Consider the following 19,370-nt stretch of genomic DNA (forward strand, 5'->3'; position numbering starts at 1 on the left):
TAATGCGCGTGTCTGTGATGATTCCCACCTATCGTCGCCCAAAGGATTTGGAGCGATGCCTGCGTGCCTTGGGTGATCAGTGTCGTGCCGCCGATGAAATCATCGTTGTGGCGCGACGTGATGACCTGGAAACCCATGATGTGCTGAATGGTGATGCAGCAACATCCCTGCCATTGCGTGTGGTCATCGTGGATCTTCCTGGACTTGTTACGGCGATGAACCTGGGTCTGGATGCAGCAGACGGAGATATACTGGCTATTACGGACGATGACTCGGCGCCATTCCCGGATTGGTTGCAGCGTATTGAAGAGGTCTTTCAAATGGACCAAACACTTGCTGGCGTCGGAGGACGAGATTTGATTCGTCAGAATGGTACGCTGCTAGATGACCCGGTTCGTAGGGTCGGACAAGTGCTATGGTATGGAAAAGTTATTGCCAATCATCACTTGCGAACGAATAAAGCACAATTTGTCGATTTGCTGAAAGGGGTCAATGGTGCTTATCGTTTGTCTGTATTGAAAGAGATTGGTTTTGACCGACGCTTGCGTGGAAGGGGTGCGCAATGGCACTGGGAACTTTCCCTGGGTCTGAGTTTGCACCAAAGAGGCTGGCGCCTGCTGTATGATCCGGAAATACGAGTAAACCACTATCCAGGAAAACTTTTTGGGGATCGTTCAAGAGATGTTTATAATCTCGAAGAAGTGCGTAATCGCTGTCATAATGAAACTCTGGTGTTGTTGGGTTATTTGCAGGGTATCAGCCGATTGATATTTCTGATCTGGGCCATTCTTATCGGAACCAGTGAATGTTATGGAGTGGTGCAAATGCTGCGTTATGCGCCGAAAGAAAAAAAACAGGCGCTGGCCAAGTTTCGGGATAATTTTTATGGTCGGTATATGGGGGTGCGCTCTTGGCTGCGACATTGAAAAGTCTCAGATCGAGCGTTCACTATCGTCGAGGTGTAAGTGGGATATGGCTTTATATTGTTCTTTATTGGACATTTCCATTTGCTTTTTATTTTGCCCACCTAAGCTCATTAACCAATTACTTGTTTCCGCTTTTTGGGTTTGTTTTAGGGGTAAAGCTGTACCGGGATTTTCCAACATTATATGTCAGTAATATGTGGTGGCTCTGGTTTGTTACGCCGGAAATAAGGCGCCTTGTGGATTATCAAATTGGATTTCAGCCCGTTGACCCAATTATGCTTACTCCTTATTTGGTGACGGGGCTTGCATTTTTTACTGTAATAAATTATCTCCCGGAATTGCGTCGAAAAACCCTGTTTCCCATGGCGCTGGTGGTTGTAGGCATTTTGTATGCCTATGTGGTCGGAATGTTGACTGCAGGCTTTATGCCTGCCACCTATGGTTTGCTGAACTGGCTGCTTCCGGTTTTATTTGGCTTGCACATGGCTATTCGCTGGCGGGATTATCCGCAAGTACGTCGCACCCTGTATCATACTTTCGTTTGGGGAACCCTGGTTATGGGGGGATATGGCCTGATTCAATATGCCCATCCTCTACCCTGGGATGCCTACTGGATGGCTGCCTCCAAATTGTTGAGTATCGGTCGTCCAGAACCCTTTCAGGTGCGTATTTTCAGCACAATGAACTCTCCAGGACCTTTCGCCTTTGAATTGATGGGAACCTTGCTGATGTTGTTTGCCGGAGGCGGTTTTTGGCGAATTCCTGCGGCGCTTTTTGGTTACCTAGCTTTTTTGTTATCTATTGTTCGGGCGGCTTGGGGTGGTTGGTTTATTGGCTTGGTTTATATTATGTCCCGGCTAAAACCAGAACAGATGCTACGTTATTTTATGGGGATTATTGTAATTGTTATTCTTGCAACACCTATGTTGCTTTACAAGCCGGTTTATGATCGATTGGAAGCGCGTTTTAGTTCCATTGAAAATGTAAAACAAAATGCCAGTTATCAAGCACGGACGAAGTTCTATGAAGAATTCTTTGTAGAGGCTTTTGAAACACCATTAGGAGCCGGCATTGGTAGTACCGGGACTGCAGCTAGACTCGGTCAAAAAGGGCATGTGGTCAATTTTGACAGTGGTATCATGGAAATTCCTTATGTCCTCGGATGGGCAGGCGGTACCCTGTTTTTTCTGGGAACTATTTGGACATTAATATCAATATTAAATAATAAGTGGTCAAAAAAAGATCCATTCATAGCCATTTCTTCCGGGATCAGCCTGGCGGTGTTTTCCACTTTAATATTTGTGGATACTTTAATTGGTAGTACCGGGATGCTGTTTTGGGCATTTGCAGGAACTGCTATTGCCGGCATTCACTATCGTCAGGTGGAAGGAATGAAAAATGACTGAGGATACACTCGGCAGCGATCTGCACGGGAGTGTAAAAAAAATGCGGATCTTGCATATCACTAATCACGTCCTCGAGGTCGGCAATGGTATCGTCAACGTTGCTGTTGACTTGGCCTGCTCACAACGTGCGCTTGGACATGAAGTTTTTTATGCTTCCGGCGGCGGAGAGTATGAAAGTCTTCTGGATCATCATGGGGTGAAACACTATTCGATGAATTTCAGCAAGTCTATGTTCAGTTTGCCTAAAATGATCGTCAATCTTGAACGGATTATACATCAAACCCGACCCGATATCGTCCATGCCCATATGATGACAGGAGCCCTGCTTGCAAAATTACTGCGATTACGTAGGCGCTACCGGTTGATTACCCATGTGCATAATGAATTTCAAAAAAGTGCTCGAATCATGTCTGTCGGTGACGCGGTAATTGTAGTCAGTGATGCCGTCTGTCGTTCCATGGCAGGGCGCGGAATACCAGCCAGAAAATTGCATGTGGTCCGTAATGGCACAATCAACAGCCCGCGTATGCAGAGAGTCGAAGCCAAGTCGTTGGTTCATCCGGCCATTGTTACGGTTGCTGGGATGTATGAAAGGAAAGGCATTCGCGATCTGATTGCCGCTTTTGCAAGCTTGCCTGAGGACCTCCCCGGCTATTTGTATATTGTTGGAGAGGGGCCGGACCGTGCGGTTTTTGAGGAGATGGCAAGGAACAGTTCACGTAGGGACCACATTTTTTTTGAAGGCTTCCAGTCTCAGCCGCAATCTTATTTGAAAAGTGCGGATATTTTTGTTCTCGCTTCTCGCAAAGATCCGTTTCCGTTGGTTGTTCTGGAGGCGAGAGAAAATGCTTGTGCCATTATTGCCAGTGATGTGGATGGAATTCCTGAAGCACTGGAAGGCGGGAAGGCGGGTCAATTGTTTACTGCTGGAGATGTCACTGCTTTGAGTCATCAATTGCATCGATTTTTATGCGATCCAGATTTGCGCGAACAATATGCACAACGGGCTTGCACTGGTATTGAATGGCTCACCGTGCAACGCATGACCCAAGAAACTCTGACCTTGTATCAACGAGTTCTGCAGTCATGAAAAATGTGTGCATCATTACCCATAAACTGAAAAAAGGGGACGGTCAGGGGCGCGTCAATTATGAAATCCTGATGGCGGCTCGGGCTGTAGGATATGTCATCACACTTCTGGCCAGTGAGTGTGCCCAAGAAGTGGCCAGCCTGGAGGGCGTGACATGGGTCTCTATCCCGGTCCAGGGCTGGCCTACCCAGTTGTTGCGAAACCAGGTCTTTGCTCTGCGCAGCTGGTGGTGGCTGAAGAGAACATCACAGGTTTTCGACTTGGTGCATGCAAATGGTTTTATCACCTGGTATCCGGCTGAAATCAATTCGGCGCACTTCGTCCATGGAGCATGGCAAGATTCTCCCTACAATGAAACCCGCACTGAAAAGGGGCTCAAGAAGGCATATCATCAGATATTTACCTGGATAAATGCAGTGCTGGAGCGCCGGTCTTATCAGCAGGCGCGTTGGGTGACTGCAGTTTCTCCGAAAATTGCCGAGGAGCTGATTGGTATTGGTGTTGACCCAGAAAAAATTATTATTATACCTAATGGAGTAGATGTTCAGGAGTATTGCCCAGGGACTGCTGTGCGAGAGTTGTCTGCATTTAGGAAAATGGATAATGTGGCCCTATTTGCAGGAGATTTGCGTTCCTCACGAAAAAATCTGGATACAGTGTTACGTGCTCTGAATATCGCCAGATCCTGGCACCTGATTGTTCTTGGGTATCTCGAACAAAGCCCCTATCCCGATATGGTTCGTGACATGGATCTTGCTGATCGCGTGCATTTTATGGGCTATCGCGAAGATGTGGCGGCTTTTTTGCATTCTGCCGATCTGCTGGTTTTCCCTTCGCGTTATGATCCTTGGGCCATGATCGTTTCTGAATCTCTGGCTTGTGCTGTGCCGGTGATTACCGCCAAGACAGTGGGGGCTTCCTTTCAGGTTCCTGCTAATGGTGGGTGGATTCTTGATGATCCTGACGACTACCAATCTATTGCAAATTTTATGCAGGATTTCTCTCAAATGAGTTTATCTAAACGCAAGGAAATGGCAACTGCTGCGCGTGATTCTGCCATAAATTTATCGTGGGATTTTATTTCCAAAAAATATGTTGATTTATATGATTGCATGTCTTCACATGCGTCCGAAGATTGCCGCAGTTTTTAAAAACTAATAATTTCGTGAGGTTTGTAAAGTGATAAACAATAGCGGTAATTTAATAAATAAAGAGATATTTGCAACCATAATTATTCCTGCTTTTAGGCGTACTAGTTATGTTGGATATGCTATCAAATCGGCTCTCGCGCAAACATTAAAAAACATTGAAATTATCGTTGTGGACGATTCTGATTCGGAAGAAATTAAAAAAATCTGTCATGAATTCGAAGACAAAAGGCTGACTTATCGATCGAACAAAGTCCGTCTTGGTGTTCTTGTAAGTTGCAATAATGCCATATCTGAATCTAATGGCCGGTATATAACGGTATTGAATGATGATGATTTGATCGCTCCTGAGTTTCTGGAGCGTTCTGTCAGGATTATGGAAAATCAATCCCATTTGTCATTGGTATTTTGTGATCATTGGATTATTGATGAGTTTGGAATTGTACAAAATAAAGTAAGTGATAGTAATACAGTATATTGGCATCGTGATTTTCTGGCTGAAGGAGAGTTGACTAACCCCGTTGATGCATTATTTAATGGGTCTATTTCTGTCGGTTCGACGAGCGTATTCAGAAAATCCCTTATTGATAGCTCAATGGCCTATAAAGATGTTGGCGTTTGTGCTGATTTGTGGATGGCATGCATATATGTACATTCTCGTCTACCCATTTACTATATACCTGAACGCTTAGCAAGTTACCGTGTTCATGGAGATTCGGAAACTAACGGTGGTACATCCAGACTTCCTGATTCAGAAAGATTTATTTATGGTTTTTTGCTTCAGGAGCTATGGTTTCCGGATAAGAATGAACTGATTAATAAAAGGATTACTGATGCTACATTCAGAAGTGCAAAAGCTCGTTTAATTTCTGGTAACAGGAAAGAAGCGCGTGAATTATTTGCGCTTTGTATCAAGAAATATAGATCACCTCGATGTGTTATAGGTTTTGTTTTGTGTATGTTTCCACATTCTTTTTCAATGCGCTTCCTTTCGCTTAAAAGAAAAAACTTTTATTCTAATGTTCGTTAATTCTTGAATTTTCTCTATGGTTTAATTTTTTTCATCAAATCTTATCCATCCTTTCTCGGTAACCTCTTTAAATTCTTCACAAAAGCGTTCAGAGCCGAAACGCAAAGCGTTTTCCCGGCAGTTGATGGGTTTGATCAGCGCAATGTTTTTTTCGAAGTGTTCTACGGCTGCCATGATAGCTGACTGGGTTTGTTCGTAAAAAAAGACGCCGGTAGCTTGCTGCCTTTCTGGTCCATTGTGCTGGGCATTTTCTTCAAGTAGCGGAACGATGGTTTCACGCGCCCCCCCCTTGCCAAAAGCTATCACCGGCGTGCCGCAAGCCTGTGCCTCCAAGGGTGCTATGCCAAAATCTTCTTCTGCCGCAAATACAAAGGCTTTCGCATTCTGCAAATGGTCCAGCAACACCTGGCTTTCGGCAAAGCCCAGTAACTGCACATTAGGACCTGCTGCTGCCCTGACTTTTTCATAGTCCGGTCCATCGCCAATGACGATCAGGTTTTTGTCGGGCATGGCCGTGAAGGCCGCAACAATCAGGTCTACTTTTTTGTAGGGGACCATCCGCGAGGCCGTCACATAATAGTTTTGTTTTTCTTCCTGCAGGGTAAAGCTGGAAATGTCTACCGGTGGCGCAATAATTTGTGCCTGGCGCCTATACACCTTGAAAATTCTTCGCGCAACAAAGGCAGAGTTGGCAATGAAACAGTCCACGCCATTGGCTGTGCGGGTATCCCAAAGACGTACATAGTGCAGGATAATGCGCGCTATCCAGCCCTTGATACCATGATCCAGTCGGGATTCCTTCAAGTATTGATGCTGGAGATCCCAGGCATAACGTATGGGTGAGTGTACATAACTGATATGCAACTGATCCGGCCCGGTGAGTACACCTTTGGCGACGGCATGACTACTACTGAGGATGAGGTCATAACTGGAGAGATCAAATTGTTCGATGGCTAGAGCCATGAGGGGTAAATAGCTGCGGTACCTGGTTTTGGCTTTGGGTAGTTTTTGAATAAACGAAGTGTGAACAGGCTTATTAGCGATGAAACCACGTTTGTTGTCGGGAAGAAAGTCGACCAGGCTGAATAAATCCGCCTGGGGGTAACACTGGATCATCTGTTCCAGTACGCGTTCGGCACCAGCATAAGTTACCAGCCAGTCATGAATGATGGCCACGCGTGGCTTTTGGAGCGTCATTGGGGGGGGCCGATGGTTTGCATGTAGGCTGATTATAAAGGGTTTGGATGGCAAGACAAACATCGCATTCTGATGTTGCAGTAGAATGCCTCTGCTTCCGGTAGAAAATTCTGCTAAAATCCTCCGGTCAAGGCTTTTCGGATAAATCCAATGGAAACCAGCACCCCCCCCAGGCGGCGGCTTGAGCCGCTCTGTGACAAAATATCCCTGCCGGTGATTCGCGCCGTGGTGGATGACTTTTACAATCGTATTCAGGTGCATCCGACTCTGGCCGAGCCCTTTTCCATTGTTCAGGACTGGGACTTGCACAAGGATCGTCTGGTGCATTACTGGTGGACGGTATCGGGTGGGCTGCCCTACAAGGACTACCGTTACGCGCTGGGGGACAAGCACGCCCCGGTAGGAGTCACCAACCCTTTAGTGGATGACTGGCTGGCTTTGTTTCACGAGACCATGCTGGACCACATGGACGCGGATGTGGCCAAACGCTGGCACGGGATGGCCGCTGGCATTGGCGAGTCCCTGCGTTTGATGTTCGCGCCTCGGGAGTCTTAGGCCGGGGCGTCACCTTGGTCCAGGAAAAAGCGATAGGCGGGATTGCTGCTTTCGGAAAAATGCGGATAGCCTACCTTGCTGAGCATGTCTTCAAAGCGCTGTAAATCCTTATCAGGGACTTCAAAACCGGCCAGGACGCGTCCCAGGTCCACCCCGTTATTCCGGTAATGAAACAGGCTGATGTTCCACTGGCCGCCCAGTTTTTCCAGAAACGCCATGAGGGCGCCCGGCCGTTCCGGGAACTCAAAACGGTAGACGCGTTCGCTTTGTGCTTCGCTGGCATGTCCGCCGACCATGTGGCGGATGTGCAGTTTGGCCATTTCGTCATCACTGAGGTCCAGCGCCTGGTGCCCGCTTTCCTGTAATTGCCGGAGGAGGGCGGCGGCGTCTTCCCGATTACGAATGGCGACGCCGACAAAAATATGGGCGCAATCCCGGCGGTGCAGCCGATAGTTGAATTCGGTGACGACGCGCTGGCCAATGGCCGTACAAAAGTCCCGGAAGGCACCGGGCGTTTCCGGAATGGTGACGGCAAACAGGGCTTCCCGGGCTTCGCCCAGTTCGGCGCGCTCGGCAATGAAGCCCAGACGGTCAAAATTCATGTTGGCGCCGGAGAGCAGGGCGACCCAGGCTCCACCCCGACCAGGGTCTTCAGCCGCCTTGCGCTTCAGTCCGGCGAGGGCAAGGGCGCCGGCGGGTTCCATGATGGAGCGGGTTTCATCAAACACATCCTTGATGGCGGCGCAGATTTCATCATTACTGACCCGGACGACCTCGTCCACGTATTGCTGGCAGAGGGCGAAGGTGTGTTCCCCGACCTGTTTGACGGCCACACCGTCGGCGAAAATGCCCACCTGGGGCAGGGTGATCCTTTTCCCGGCTAGGAGGGACTGATACATGGCATCGGCTTCAAAGGGTTCGACACCAATGATGCGGATTTCCGGGACAATGGATTTGAGGTAAGCGGCTACTCCGGCGATCAGCCCGCCACCACCGACGGGCACAAAAATCGCTTCCAGACCGGCGCCCCGCTGCCGCAATATTTCTGCCCCCACGGTTCCCTGCCCGGCGATGACCAGGGGGTCATCAAAGGGCGGGATAAATACCATGCCCGATTGCTGTACCAGTTGAAAACAGTGGGTCTGGGCGTCCGAAAAGTTGTCGCCGTGCAAAATCACTTCAGCGCCCCGCGCCCGTACCGCATTGACCTTGATTTCGGGGGTGGTGGCAGGCATGACGATGGTGGCGCGAATGCCCAGTTTCTGGGCGGAGTAGGCGACCCCTTGGGCATGGTTACCCGCGCTGGCGGTGATGACGCCTGCGGCTTTTTCGGCGTCGGAAAGTTGGGCGATTTTGTTGTAGGCACCACGTAGTTTGAAGCTGAATACCGGTTGCAGGTCTTCGCGCTTGAACAGAACCTCGCGCTGCAGGCGTGCACTCAGCTTGGGTGCGGCTTCCAGCGGGGTTTCCCGGGCGACATCATAAACCCGGCTGCAGAGTACTTCCCGAAGCAGGTTTTTCACGATTTTGGCTGCTCCCGAGGCTGGAGTTGCATGAGTTTGCGGAATTCGGCAATGTCGGGAGCCAGTGCGGCATTGGCTTTTCCTTCCATGGCTTCGTAGCGGCGCAGCACTTCTTCACCCATTTCCGTCAGATGCGCACCACCGCCGTGACTGCCGCCGGTAGCGGTGCTGACCACGGGCGTAAGAAAGCTGTGATTCATGGTGTCCACCAACAACCAGGCGCGTCGGTAGCTCATGTGCATACAGCGGGCCGCAGCGGAAATGGAACCGGTTTCGCGGATATGGCGCAGCAACTCGGCTTTGCCGGGGCCAATGGCGATGGCTTCTGCCAGTAAAACCCGCAGGCGTGGTTGCAGATGATCGCTCATGCGTTGTTCCTCCCGTCAAAATAATCCAGCAATGTGTGCGGTAACCAGTCCAGACGTCCGGGAAAAGGCCCGGACATGAAGCCTACATGCCCACCATGTGGGGTTTCGCAGGGCGTTATCGCCGGACTCAATAGAGCCGAACGAACGCTGGCTATGGGTACAATCGGGTCATCCGCGCTGTTTAGCAGCAGGGTAGGCACGGTAATATGACGAAGCAGGGGAGCAGATGATCCTTCTTCCCAAAAACTGTGTGCGCCTGCGAAACCGTGTACCGGGGCCGTAAAATGCTCGTCGAAATCATACAGGTTTTTGGCGGAAAAAACCTGTGACCAATCTGCCAGTTCCGGATAGCGTCGTTGCAAGCGGCGCACGCTTTGTTTCATGTTTTTCAGAAAGTAACGATTGTAAAAACGGATTTTACCTTTCTGCAAAAATTCAGCAGTAGCTACCAGATCAATAGGGGCACAGACGCCAGCGGCTTTGCTCAGGATCGGCTCGGCCTTGGCCCCTTGTTCACCGAGATATTTCAGAAGAGCATTGCCGCCCAGGGAAACACCCACTGCATAACGCTTTCTGTCGGGCAGGATCTCTGCAACCTTTTCCAGCATCCAGGCAATTTCGCTGCTGTCGCCTGCGTGATAACTGCGGGGCAGACGATTGTCGATGCCACCGCAGCCACGAAAATTGATGAAACAGCCGCCCCATCCCCTGTGGCGCAGGGCGCTTGCCAGTGCCAGTGCATAATGCCCCCGTGAGCTGCTACCCAGGCCATGAAACAGTATGACCACGGGCGCCTTGAGAGGAGCGTCTATCCAATCGACGGCTACTTGATCATGATCGGGTGTTGTCCAGATTTCACGACGCAAGGGAACCTTGCCGGAGCGGGCGAAAAAGGGAGCCCAGATAGTTTGCTGATGCCCACCCCAAGACCACCAGGGTGGTTGAAAGTCACAGGACAACTTCAATCTTCGATGTAAGCGTCGTGCTGACGGAGGTAAGCCTCAAGATCGTCAATACAGCTTCCGCAACCGCCGCCACAACCGGCGTGGACCATCAGCAGTTCCATAAAAGATAAAGGTTCAGCGCGTTGGCGCTCCAGAATTTCCATAAAAGTGGCGGCCGAACAACAGCAATATGGGCTGTCATCGGCTTCCTCGGGTGCGGCAGACATGATAAAAACTTCACCTCTTGGCAAGGTATGCTGAAACAATGTTATACAGTAGCCATTGCGGGCGCGGGGTGCAAGACTTCGGCGGCGGTTTTTTGCAGGAGACCGATTATTTTGCACTTGGGGCTGGTAATGTCTGAATCATGCTATAAAATGGCCCTATTGGGTGAACTGGATCTTGTTTGTCACAAAAAGTTCATAAAAGTGCCGCACTATTGTCATATTTGTGAGTCATAATAAGGAAGGTTTGCTATCGTTTTTGCACGGAGAGCTCTGCATGTTAAGCACTCAATCTCACGGCAGTACCGATCACGTGACTAAGAAAAAAGATCGTTCCTTGCGACTTTATCTGGCCCGTCATCAGGACGAAGTGGAGGCAGCGCAACGTTTACGTTATGAAGTGTTCAGTGCTGAATATGGTGCCCAACTCAGTGGTGGGCCGGGTCTGGATCAGGATGAATATGATCCTTTTTGTGAGCACCTGATTGTCGAAGATGAAAACCGTCAGGAAGTGGTGGGTACTTACCGCCTTTTCCTGCCCGAAAAAGTCCCTTCAGTGGGCCGCTATTATGCCGAGACCGAGTTTGATTTATCCCGTCTGCTCGCTCTGAACAGCCGGATTATGGAGCTGGGTCGTTCCTGCGTACATCCCGATTACCGTCAGGGAGGGGTGATTGCCCTGCTCTGGTCGGGGCTGGCCGAGGCCATGTCCATGTGGCAGATAGATTACCTGATGGGTTGCGCAAGTGTGCACAGTACGGATGGCCCGGCCCTTGGGGCCTTGTATCAGCAACTTCAGCAATATTTGACTCCGCAGGAACAACGGGTTTTCCCGCTGCGCGAGGTTCCGGGTTTTGACCGGCTGGCAGAGGTGGAAGCCGCTTCTCTACCTGCGCTGTTGAAGGGTTATTTGCGGGCCGGTGTTCGGGTGGGGGGAGAGCCTTTCTGGGATCCCCAGTTTCACTGTGCAGATTTTTTTGTGTGGTGTGAATCCAGCCTCATGACCCCCCGTTATCAGCAACGTTTTCTGGAACCGGTGGGCCGCAGAAAATGAGAAGGCGCAAACAAACGCCTGCTCCGGTTCTTATTCACTATCCGGGGCGGCGTTTGCGGCGTATGCGGCCCAATGCCATGCGTCGGTTTTGGCGGGTCCCTATGCTGTTGTTTTATCTCTTGTTGGCTTATCCGTTGGCGCTGTGGACTTGTGCCCGCAAAGCGCAACCTGATGCCTCCAGTTATCGGGCTTTTGCCTGGTGGAGTCGTCGCGCCTTGCGGGTTTTGGGGATTCGTTTGCGAGTGGATGGCAAAGTTCCCGATCGACCCGTGATGATTGCCGCGAACCATGTGTCTTATCTGGATATTCTGGCTCTGGCGACCTTGATTCCCGGCCGTTTTGTAGCGAAAAAGGAGATGCGGGACTGGCCTTTTTTCGGGATCATGGGAGTCTGGCTGGGGACCTTGTTTATTGATCGCAGCGATGCCCGGGCCAGTCAGCGCACCATGCGTCAGGCCAGCGACATTATTATGGCAGGAACCAGCGTTGTGCTGTTTCCGGAAGGAACCACCAGCGATGGTAAATTGGTGGGCGAATTTTATGCCGCTCCTTTTGAAACAGCCGCAGCAGCCCAAGCTGAAACGGTTCCGGTGGCCCTGCGTTATGAGGATGTGCTGCAACCGGGGCAACCCGATGCATTGTGCCCCTTTATTGGCGACGATAGTTTGTTCGGACATCTCTGGCGGCTGGCCGCCGCTGCACCTTTAACCCTGCGTGTGGAATTTCTCCCCGCCTTACCTTCTGAACTGGGGCGTCGGCAGCTCGCACAGCAAACCCGTATGGCAATCAGCGAGGCTTTGCAGCGCATGGAGCAGGGTGCTTCGGTGACTTATCTGCAGCCGCGTCGTGGGCGTCATCCGTTGCGCGATGCCTGGGCAGCCTGGCGACGGAGCCATGGTGGCTGAGATTATTTAAACCTCAAGCTGACTGCCTCAAACGGACTGCCTTGCAGGGTTCCAGCTATGCACCGTATTCACGAGGGTGGCAACATTCTCTATGGGTGTTTGGGGCGTGATTCCATGTCCCAGATTGAAAATATGACCTGCTCCACTACCGTGACTGTTCAGAACCCGCAAGGCTTCCTGCCTTACTCCTTCGCTGCTGCCATATAAAGCAACAGGATCCATGTTTCCTTGCAGGGCGACCTTTTGACCCAGTCGCTGCCGGGCGATATGCAGTTCTGTACTCCAGTCGAGTCCGATGACATCTGCACCACTGTCGGCCATGACTTCCAGCCAGTTGCCGCCGCCTTTGGTGAACAGGATAACCGGAACCCTCCGGTCGTCTGCTTCGCGGCGCAGGCCGGCAATAATCCGGGTCATATAGGCCAGAGAAAACTCTGCATAGGCGGGAGTGCTGAGGCTGCCGCCCCAGGTATCAAAAAGCATGACGGCCTGGGCACCAGCCGCAATCTGGGCATTCAAATAGGCGGTCACTGAATCGGCAAGGTGCGCCAGCAACTGGTGTAAGGTAGCGGGGTCACTGTAAAGCAGGCTTTTGATATGGATGAAATCACGGCTGCCGCGACCTTCGATCATGTAGCAGGCGAGGGTCCAGGGGCTGCCGGCAAAACCGATGAGGGGTACGCGCCCATCCAGCTCGCGACGAATCAGGCGTACGGCATCCATGACAAAACGCAGTTCATTTTCAGGATCAGGTTGACTGAGACGGGCAATGTCTGCCGCAGAGCGCAGGGGCTTTTCGAAAACCGGGCCCTCTCCTTCCTGAAAACTCAACCCCAGACCCATCACGTAGGGGATGGTGAGAATATCTGAAAAAAGGATGGCGGCGTCTAGGGGAAAGCGGTCGATGGGTTGTAAGGTGACTTCGCAGGCCAGTTCTGGCGTGGTGCAGAGGGTCAGGAAGTCACCCGCCCGGGCACGGGTGGCACGGTATTCCGGGAGGTAACGTCCCGCCTGACGCATCAGCCAGACCGGGACCTGATCTACGTTCTGCTGCAGGCAGGCGCGCAGAAAACGATCATTCTGCAAGACACTGGCCATAATCCCTAAACTCCCAACTGATCGAGAATACCTTCGGCGGCTTTGCGGCCTTCATCCACCGCAGTGACCACGAGATCCGAACCTCGCCGCATGTCGCCGCCCGCAAAAATGCGGGTATTATTGGTCTGGAATTGGGCATTGGTGCGAATCCGGCCGCGCTCGTCGATTTCAATGCCGTGTTCTCCAAACCAGGAGGCGGGGGAGGGATCAAAGCCAAAGGCAATGATGACCACGTCCGCATCCAGAATTTGTTCGGAACCGGGGATGAGTTCGGGGTGGCGGCGACCTTTGACGTCGGGTTCGCCCAGCCGTGTTTCCACCATACGGACAGCCTTGGTACCTTCTTGTTCCGTGCCGATAATTTCTACAGGCTGGCGATTGAAGAGGAATTTCACGCCTTCTTCGCGGGCATTGGCGACTTCCCGTCGGGAGCCGGGCATGTTTTCTTCATCGCGACGATAAGCACAAATGACGCTGCTGGCGCCCTGACGCACGGCCGTCCGCACACAGTCCATGGCCGTATCGCCACCACCCAGTACGACGACTTTTTTCCCGGAAAGGTTGATGTAGGGCAGAGTCGGGTCCGGAAGCTGCATCAGATGACGGGTGTTGGCAATCAGATAAGACAATGCCTTGATGACGCCGGGGAGATGTTCTCCGGGAAAATTGCCGGTCTTGGCGGTATAGGTGCCCATGCCGAGGAAGACGGCATCAAAGTCTTTCAGCAACTGTGCCAGGGGAATGTCTTTGCCTATTTCTGTTCCCAGTTGAAACTCAATGCCCATTTCCTGCAGCAGATCAGCGCGGCGGGCAATGACTTCCTTTTCCAGCTTGAAGGGTGGAATACCAAAAGTCAGCAGCCCCCCCACGGCGGGATAACGATCAAAAACGGTGACTTTGGTGCCGGCACGATTGAGAACATCCGCACACCCCAGTCCTGCGGGCCCGGCTCCGACGACGGCCACCTTTTTACCGTTGGGACTGACGGTACCGATGTTGGGACGCCAGCCGCGTGCCAGGGCTTCCTCGCTGATGAATCTTTCGAGATTGCCGATGGTGACGGCTCCGTAGCCGTCATTGAGGGTGCAGGCCCCTTCGCAAAGCCGGTCTTGCGGGCAAATGCGCCCGCAGATTTCCGGAAGGGTATTGGTTTGATGGGAAAGTTCTGCCGCTTCTTCAATGCGGTTTTCAACAATCAGCTGCAGCCAGTTGGGAATGTAATTGTGCACCGGGCACTTCCATTCACAATAGGGGTTGCCGCAATGCAGGCAGCGATCGGCCTGGAGCTTGGCACTGTCCAGATCAAAACTTTTGTAGATTTCCTTGAACACTTCGCGGCGTTCTTCTACGTCCAGTTTTTTCGGGTCCTGCCGTGGGTCTTCGATGAAGGCAAAATGGCTCATAATTTTTCCTCGGGATAGCGCTGAGAATCAGCTGGCTTCTTCCAGCAAAACATCCAGCTTCGCTGCCTTGGGCACCACGAGCCAGACATCACGAATGAAATGGGACCAGTCTTTCAGCAGGCTGGCGGCGTAGCTGCTGCCGGTTTGGGCAACGTGGGTTTCGACATGACGCCGGAGCAGGGCTGCATAGCCGCGCATGGATTCGGTCTCGATACGGTGACAGTTGACCAGTTCGCCATTAACCTGATCGGCAAACTGCCGGGCCTGATCGCGGACAAAAGCCAGACCACCCGTCATGCCCGCACCAAAATTGACACCCACGGAGCCGAGAATGATGACCTGGCCTCCGGTCATGTATTCACAGGCATGATCCCCTGCGCCTTCAATAACAGTAACGGCACCGGAGTTGCGCACTGCAAAGCGTTCTCCGGCGCGCCCTGCGGCAAACAAGCGCCCACCCGTGGCTCCATACAGGCAGGTATTGCCGACAATGGCCGAGTCCTGGCTGGCATAACTGGTTCCTGCCGGGGGGGCAATGACAATGGTGCCACCGTTCATGGCTTTGCCCACATAATCATTGGCATCCCCATGTAGTTGCAGGGTTACACCCTGCACGCAGAAGGCACCAAAAGACTGCCCCGCCGTGCCTGTCAGTTCCACATGAATGCTGTCATCAGGCAGGCCGCTATTGCCGTAACGGCGCGCAATTTCTCCGGACAGGCGGGCACCAATGGAGCGATTGACGTTGCGGATCGGATAGTGCAAACGGGTAGGTATTTTTTCTTCCAGTGCCGGACGGGCATCCTTGACCATCTGTTCGGCGAGTTCGCCCTGATCAAAGGGCGGATTGCGGTCCTGGGTGTGGAAGTTGACATCGGCATTGCGCAGCTCGGCATTGGCGAGCAGTGGCAACAAATTCAGGCGCTCCTGCTTTTCAGTCTGGGCGCCACCGATTTCCAGCAACTGGCTGGCACCAATCAGTTCATCAAAGTGGCGAATGCCCAGCTGCGCCATGATCTGACGGGCTTCTTCGGCCACAAAGCGGAAGTAATTGATGGCCATTTCCGGTAGGCCAGTGAAATGCTTGCGCAGAGTTTCATCCTGGGTGGCAATGCCGGTAGCGCAGTTGTTGAGATGGCAAATACGCAGATATTTGCAGCCCAGGGCAATCATCGGCGCAGTGCCGAAACCAAAACTTTCTGCACCCAGTAAGGCCCCCTTGATGACATCCAGACCGGTTTTGAAGCCACCATCAGCCTGCAGACGGACCCGATGCCGCAGCTGGTTGCGACGCAGGGTGACCTGGGTTTCGGCGAGCCCCAGCTCCCAGGGAGATCCGGCATATTTGACCGAGGTCAGCGGGCTGGCGCCGGTGCCGCCATCATAACCGGCAATGGTGATGCGATCGGCATAGGCCTTGGCCACGCCCGCAGCAATGGTACCGACGCCCGCTTCGGAAACCAGTTTGACGGACACATAAGCCTGGGGATTGATCTGCTTCAGATCAAAAATGAGCTGGGCCAGATCTTCAATGGAGTAAATGTCGTGGTGGGGCGGAGGGCTGATCAGCGCCACGCCTTCCTTGGCATAACGCAAACGGGCAATGATGCCACTGACTTTGTGACCGGGCAGTTGACCCCCTTCACCGGGTTTGGCCCCCTGGGCAACCTTGATCTGCAACTCTTCGGCATTGACCGCATACTCTGGCGTCACACCAAAGCGTCCGGAAGCAATCTGCTTGATCTTGCTGACCTTGTTATTGTGATATCGGGCAGGATCTTCGCCGCCTTCACCCGAGTTGGAGCGCCCACCAATGCTGTTCATGGCAATCGCCAGGGCTTCGTGGGCTTCCGGCGACAGTGCCCCCAGGGACATGGCTGCCGTATCAAAACGCGGAGTAATGGATTCAATGGGTTCCACTTCGCTGAGGGGGATGGGTTGCGCAGTGGTTTTCAGTTGCAGCAAATCCCGCAAGTTGGTGACCGGACGTTCGTTGACCAGCCCTGCAAAAACCTGGTAATCCTCGTAACATCCTGATTTTACGGCTGTTTGCAGGCTCTGGACGACATCGGGATGGTAGGCATGATACTCACCCCCATTCACATATTTCAGTAGTCCACCCACGGGCAGGGTTTTTCTGGGAATGTAGGCATCGCGCACCTGCTGGCGGATATCGGCTTCGAGCAGTTCAAAGCTGGCCCCGGCAATCCGGCTGACGGTACCCTTGAAGCAACGCTCCACGACCAGTTCATCCAGCCCCAGTGCTTCAAAAAGCTGGGTACTGCGATAGGAGGCGAGGGTGGATATGCCCATTTTCGAGAGGATTTTGTAGAGCCCCTTGTCGATGCCCTTGCGATAATTTTCCAGGGCCTTGACCAGGGTCAGGGGCTGACTGAAGGCGTGCCGTTCGCTGAGGCTGCGGACAATGGCATAGCTGAGGTAAGGATAGACGGCCGTCGCACCATAGCCAATCAGGGTGGCAAACTGATGGGGATCGCGGGCATGCGCCGTGGCGACGACAATGTTGGCCCGGGTCCGTAAGCCCGCATCAATGAGTGCATGATGAACAGCACCTACGGCCATGAGCGCCGGAATGTAAAGACGATCCCGCTCCAGGGCATGATCGGACAGCACCAGAATGACGGCACCATGGCGGACGGCGGTAATCACTTCTTCACAGAGCGCTTCAATAGCCCCACCCAGGTTACTGTCTGCGGCGGAATAGCAGAGGCTGAAAGTCTGACTGCGAAAGGCCGGCTCTTCACGACTGGTTAAAGCGACAAAAGTACTGTCGGAAAGAATCGGCGAATGAATTTCGATGCGGCGGGCATATTCGGGACGCTCTGCGAACAGATTGCTCTCGCTGCCGATCACCGTATTCAGGGACATTACCAGGGCTTCACGCAGGGGATCAATGGGGGGATTGGTGACCTGCGCAAACTGCTGCCGGAAATAATCGGCAATGTGGCGTTTTTGCCCGGAAAGTACGGCCATCGGGGTGTCGTCACCCATGGAGCCCACCGCTTCCTGAGCGCCTTCGGCGAGAATGCGGATGACCTGATCTTCTTCCTCAAAGCTGACACCAAAGGCCTTTTCGCTGAGCAGCAGGTCGGTAACGGGCAGGGCCGGGGTCAGATCATGGTCATCGCGATGCAGATGCTCCGCATATTCATCCAGCCATTCCCGATAAGGATGACTGTTCATGATTTCGGTATCAATGCTTTCCGAGTCGAGGAAGCGTCCGCTCGCCATATCCACCGCGACCAGCTGGCCGGGTCCGACCCGCCCCTGCACGGCAATATCCTGATGTTGGTAGTCGAAAACGCCTACTTCCGAAGCAATATTGATGATGCGGTTTTTGGTGATGACATAACGCGCGGGCCGCAAACCATTGCGATCCAGGGCGCAGGCGGCGATGCGGCCGGTGTTCAGAACCAGGCCGGCGGGGCCATCCCAGGCTTCCATGCGCATGGAGTGATATTCATAAAAAGCCCGCAGAGCCGGTTCCATATGCGGAACATTGTGCCAGGCCGGAGGCACCAGCAGACGGATGGCCTTGAAAAAATCCATGCCACCCTGCACCAGTAGCTCCAGCATATTGTCGAGACTGTAGGAATCGCTGCCACCGCCTACGGCGGGAAGTACTTCAGCCATGGGTAACAGGTCACTTTGCAATTGCGCTTCCCGGGCCTTGGCCCAGAGGCGATTACCTTGCACCGTATTCAGTTCACCATTATGGGCGAGAATCCGGAAAGGCTGGCAGAGACGCCACTCCGGCCAGGTATTGGTGGAAAAGCGCTGATGATAGGTGACCAGTGCCGAGCTAAAGCGCGAGTCGCGCAGATCGGGATAAAATACCGGGAGATTTTCCGGAAGGACCAGACCCTTATAGCCAATTACCTGAGAAGAACAGGTGACAGCAAAAAATTCTGAATTTGCGACGAAACGCTTTTCTACCCGGCGACGCAGGCGATACAAAAGCCGCTCATGCGTATCCACGTCCTGATCTTCGGGCAGGCCGACAAATACCTGCCAGACGGTGGGCAAGCTGCTCAGGGCTTCTTCTCCGCAAGCTGAGTTGTCGGTGGGGACCTGCCGCCAGGCAACACTGCTCAGGCCGAGATCTTGGGCTTCTGCATCTAATGCATCACGAATGGTCTGGGCAAGGGCGGCGTCCTGGGGTAGGAAAAACTGACCCACACCAAAATGTTCAGGGAGCTTAATCCCCATTTCTGCAGCAATGCTGTGGAAGAACACGCGCGGCATCTGGACCAGCAGGCCGCAGCCGTCGCCACTTTTGCCATCAGCGGCCACTGCACCGCGATGGGTCAGGCGGGCCAGTGAGGCAATGGCCGTAGCGACAATAGCATGGCTGGCCTGATTATCCATCTGGGCAATCAGCCCGAAGCCGCAGGAATCTCTTTCAAAATCGGAGGAGTATAAGCTTTGCGTCATTAGGTCACCTGGTCCGTTCCGTCACCCTGTCGCTGAACTGCAAA

16 protein-coding genes are annotated in these 19,370 nt (G+C 52.7%); 8 read left to right on the top strand and 8 right to left on the bottom strand.

The window, feature by feature from the left end; all coding sequences use genetic code 11:
* The first annotated feature begins 2 nt into the window (after positions 1–2).
* Genes HAP95_RS11590 through HAP95_RS11610 form a run of 5 tightly spaced genes read left to right on the top strand, consistent with a single transcriptional unit; the run spans position 3 to position 5,600 of the window.
* On the top strand, positions 3–926 hold the full coding sequence (locus HAP95_RS11590) for a glycosyltransferase family 2 protein (protein ID WP_215884363.1): 924 nt from the start codon (positions 3–5) through the stop codon (positions 924–926).
* A complete protein-coding gene (locus HAP95_RS11595) occupies positions 911–2,332 on the top strand; it encodes a hypothetical protein (RefSeq protein WP_215884364.1) in 1,422 nt (473 codons plus the stop codon). The genes HAP95_RS11590 and HAP95_RS11595 overlap by 16 nt, the downstream gene beginning before the upstream one ends.
* Positions 2,325–3,422: a glycosyltransferase family 4 protein gene (locus HAP95_RS11600; RefSeq protein WP_226832743.1), complete on the top strand. Its 1,098-nt coding sequence runs from the start codon at positions 2,325–2,327 to the stop codon at positions 3,420–3,422. Before HAP95_RS11595 ends, HAP95_RS11600 begins: the two co-directional genes overlap by 8 nt.
* Positions 3,419–4,573, top strand: a complete 1,155-nt coding sequence (locus tag HAP95_RS11605) for a glycosyltransferase family 4 protein (protein ID WP_215884365.1) — start codon at positions 3,419–3,421, stop codon at positions 4,571–4,573. Before HAP95_RS11600 ends, HAP95_RS11605 begins: the two co-directional genes overlap by 4 nt.
* A gap of 28 nt (positions 4,574–4,601) precedes the next feature.
* Positions 4,602–5,600: a glycosyltransferase family 2 protein gene (locus HAP95_RS11610; protein ID WP_215884366.1), complete on the top strand. Its 999-nt coding sequence runs from the start codon at positions 4,602–4,604 to the stop codon at positions 5,598–5,600.
* A gap of 21 nt (positions 5,601–5,621) precedes the next feature.
* On the opposite strand, the gene HAP95_RS11615 is transcribed toward HAP95_RS11610, so the two are convergent.
* Complete coding sequence (locus HAP95_RS11615; RefSeq protein ID WP_215884367.1) at positions 5,622–6,797, bottom strand: glycosyltransferase family 4 protein; 1,176 nt, start codon at positions 6,795–6,797, stop codon at positions 5,622–5,624.
* 150 nt (positions 6,798–6,947) lie between these two features.
* Between HAP95_RS11615 and HAP95_RS11620 the strand changes: the two genes are divergently transcribed.
* Entirely contained in the window at positions 6,948–7,352 is a 405-nt protein-coding gene (locus HAP95_RS11620) for a group III truncated hemoglobin (protein ID WP_215884368.1), read from the top strand.
* On the opposite strand, the gene ilvA is transcribed toward HAP95_RS11620, so the two are convergent.
* The 4 genes from ilvA to HAP95_RS11640 are packed head-to-tail and all read right to left on the bottom strand — an operon-like array spanning position 7,349 to position 10,414.
* The gene (gene ilvA, locus HAP95_RS11625) at positions 7,349–8,875 is read right to left on the bottom strand and encodes a threonine ammonia-lyase, biosynthetic (protein WP_438263665.1); all 1,527 of its coding nucleotides are present in this window, start codon (positions 8,873–8,875) and stop codon (positions 7,349–7,351) included. The two genes, HAP95_RS11620 and ilvA, sit on opposite strands and share 4 nt — an antisense overlap.
* Positions 8,872–9,243: a winged helix-turn-helix domain-containing protein gene (locus tag HAP95_RS11630; RefSeq protein ID WP_215884369.1), complete on the bottom strand. Its 372-nt coding sequence runs from the start codon at positions 9,241–9,243 to the stop codon at positions 8,872–8,874. The genes ilvA and HAP95_RS11630 overlap by 4 nt, the downstream gene beginning before the upstream one ends.
* A complete protein-coding gene (locus tag HAP95_RS11635; RefSeq protein ID WP_226832744.1) occupies positions 9,240–10,202 on the bottom strand; it encodes a YheT family hydrolase in 963 nt (320 codons plus the stop codon). Before HAP95_RS11635 ends, HAP95_RS11630 begins: the two co-directional genes overlap by 4 nt.
* Positions 10,203–10,204: 2 nt before the next feature.
* Positions 10,205–10,414, bottom strand: coding sequence for a (2Fe-2S)-binding protein (locus tag HAP95_RS11640; protein WP_215884371.1), 210 nt, complete (start codon positions 10,412–10,414; stop codon positions 10,205–10,207).
* 274 nt (positions 10,415–10,688) lie between these two features.
* On the opposite strand from HAP95_RS11640, the gene HAP95_RS11645 reads away from it, so the two are divergent.
* Positions 10,689–11,465 carry a GNAT family N-acetyltransferase gene (locus tag HAP95_RS11645; protein WP_215884372.1) on the top strand — a complete coding sequence of 259 codons (777 nt, stop codon included), beginning with the start codon at positions 10,689–10,691 and terminating at the stop codon, positions 11,463–11,465.
* Positions 11,462–12,370 (top strand): lysophospholipid acyltransferase family protein, encoded by a 909-nt coding sequence (locus tag HAP95_RS11650; RefSeq protein ID WP_215884373.1) that lies wholly within the window; start codon positions 11,462–11,464, stop codon positions 12,368–12,370. Before HAP95_RS11645 ends, HAP95_RS11650 begins: the two co-directional genes overlap by 4 nt.
* Before the next feature lie 27 nt (positions 12,371–12,397).
* Here the strand turns inward: HAP95_RS11650 and hemE are convergent, their stop codons facing one another.
* The 3 genes from hemE to gltB are packed head-to-tail and all read right to left on the bottom strand — an operon-like array spanning position 12,398 to position 19,326.
* Positions 12,398–13,468 (bottom strand): uroporphyrinogen decarboxylase, encoded by a 1,071-nt coding sequence (gene hemE, locus HAP95_RS11655; protein WP_215884374.1) that lies wholly within the window; start codon positions 13,466–13,468, stop codon positions 12,398–12,400.
* Between the two features lie 5 nt (positions 13,469–13,473).
* Positions 13,474–14,871: an FAD-dependent oxidoreductase gene (locus HAP95_RS11660; RefSeq protein WP_215884375.1), complete on the bottom strand. Its 1,398-nt coding sequence runs from the start codon at positions 14,869–14,871 to the stop codon at positions 13,474–13,476.
* Between the two features lie 27 nt (positions 14,872–14,898).
* Positions 14,899–19,326 carry a glutamate synthase large subunit gene (gltB, locus tag HAP95_RS11665; RefSeq protein WP_215884376.1) on the bottom strand — a complete coding sequence of 1,476 codons (4,428 nt, stop codon included), beginning with the start codon at positions 19,324–19,326 and terminating at the stop codon, positions 14,899–14,901.
* Between the last annotated feature and the right edge of the window lie 44 nt (positions 19,327–19,370).

The sequence above is a fragment of the Acidithiobacillus sulfurivorans genome (assembly GCF_018853815.1).
GTDB lineage: Bacteria > Pseudomonadota > Gammaproteobacteria > Acidithiobacillales > Acidithiobacillaceae > Acidithiobacillus > Acidithiobacillus sulfurivorans.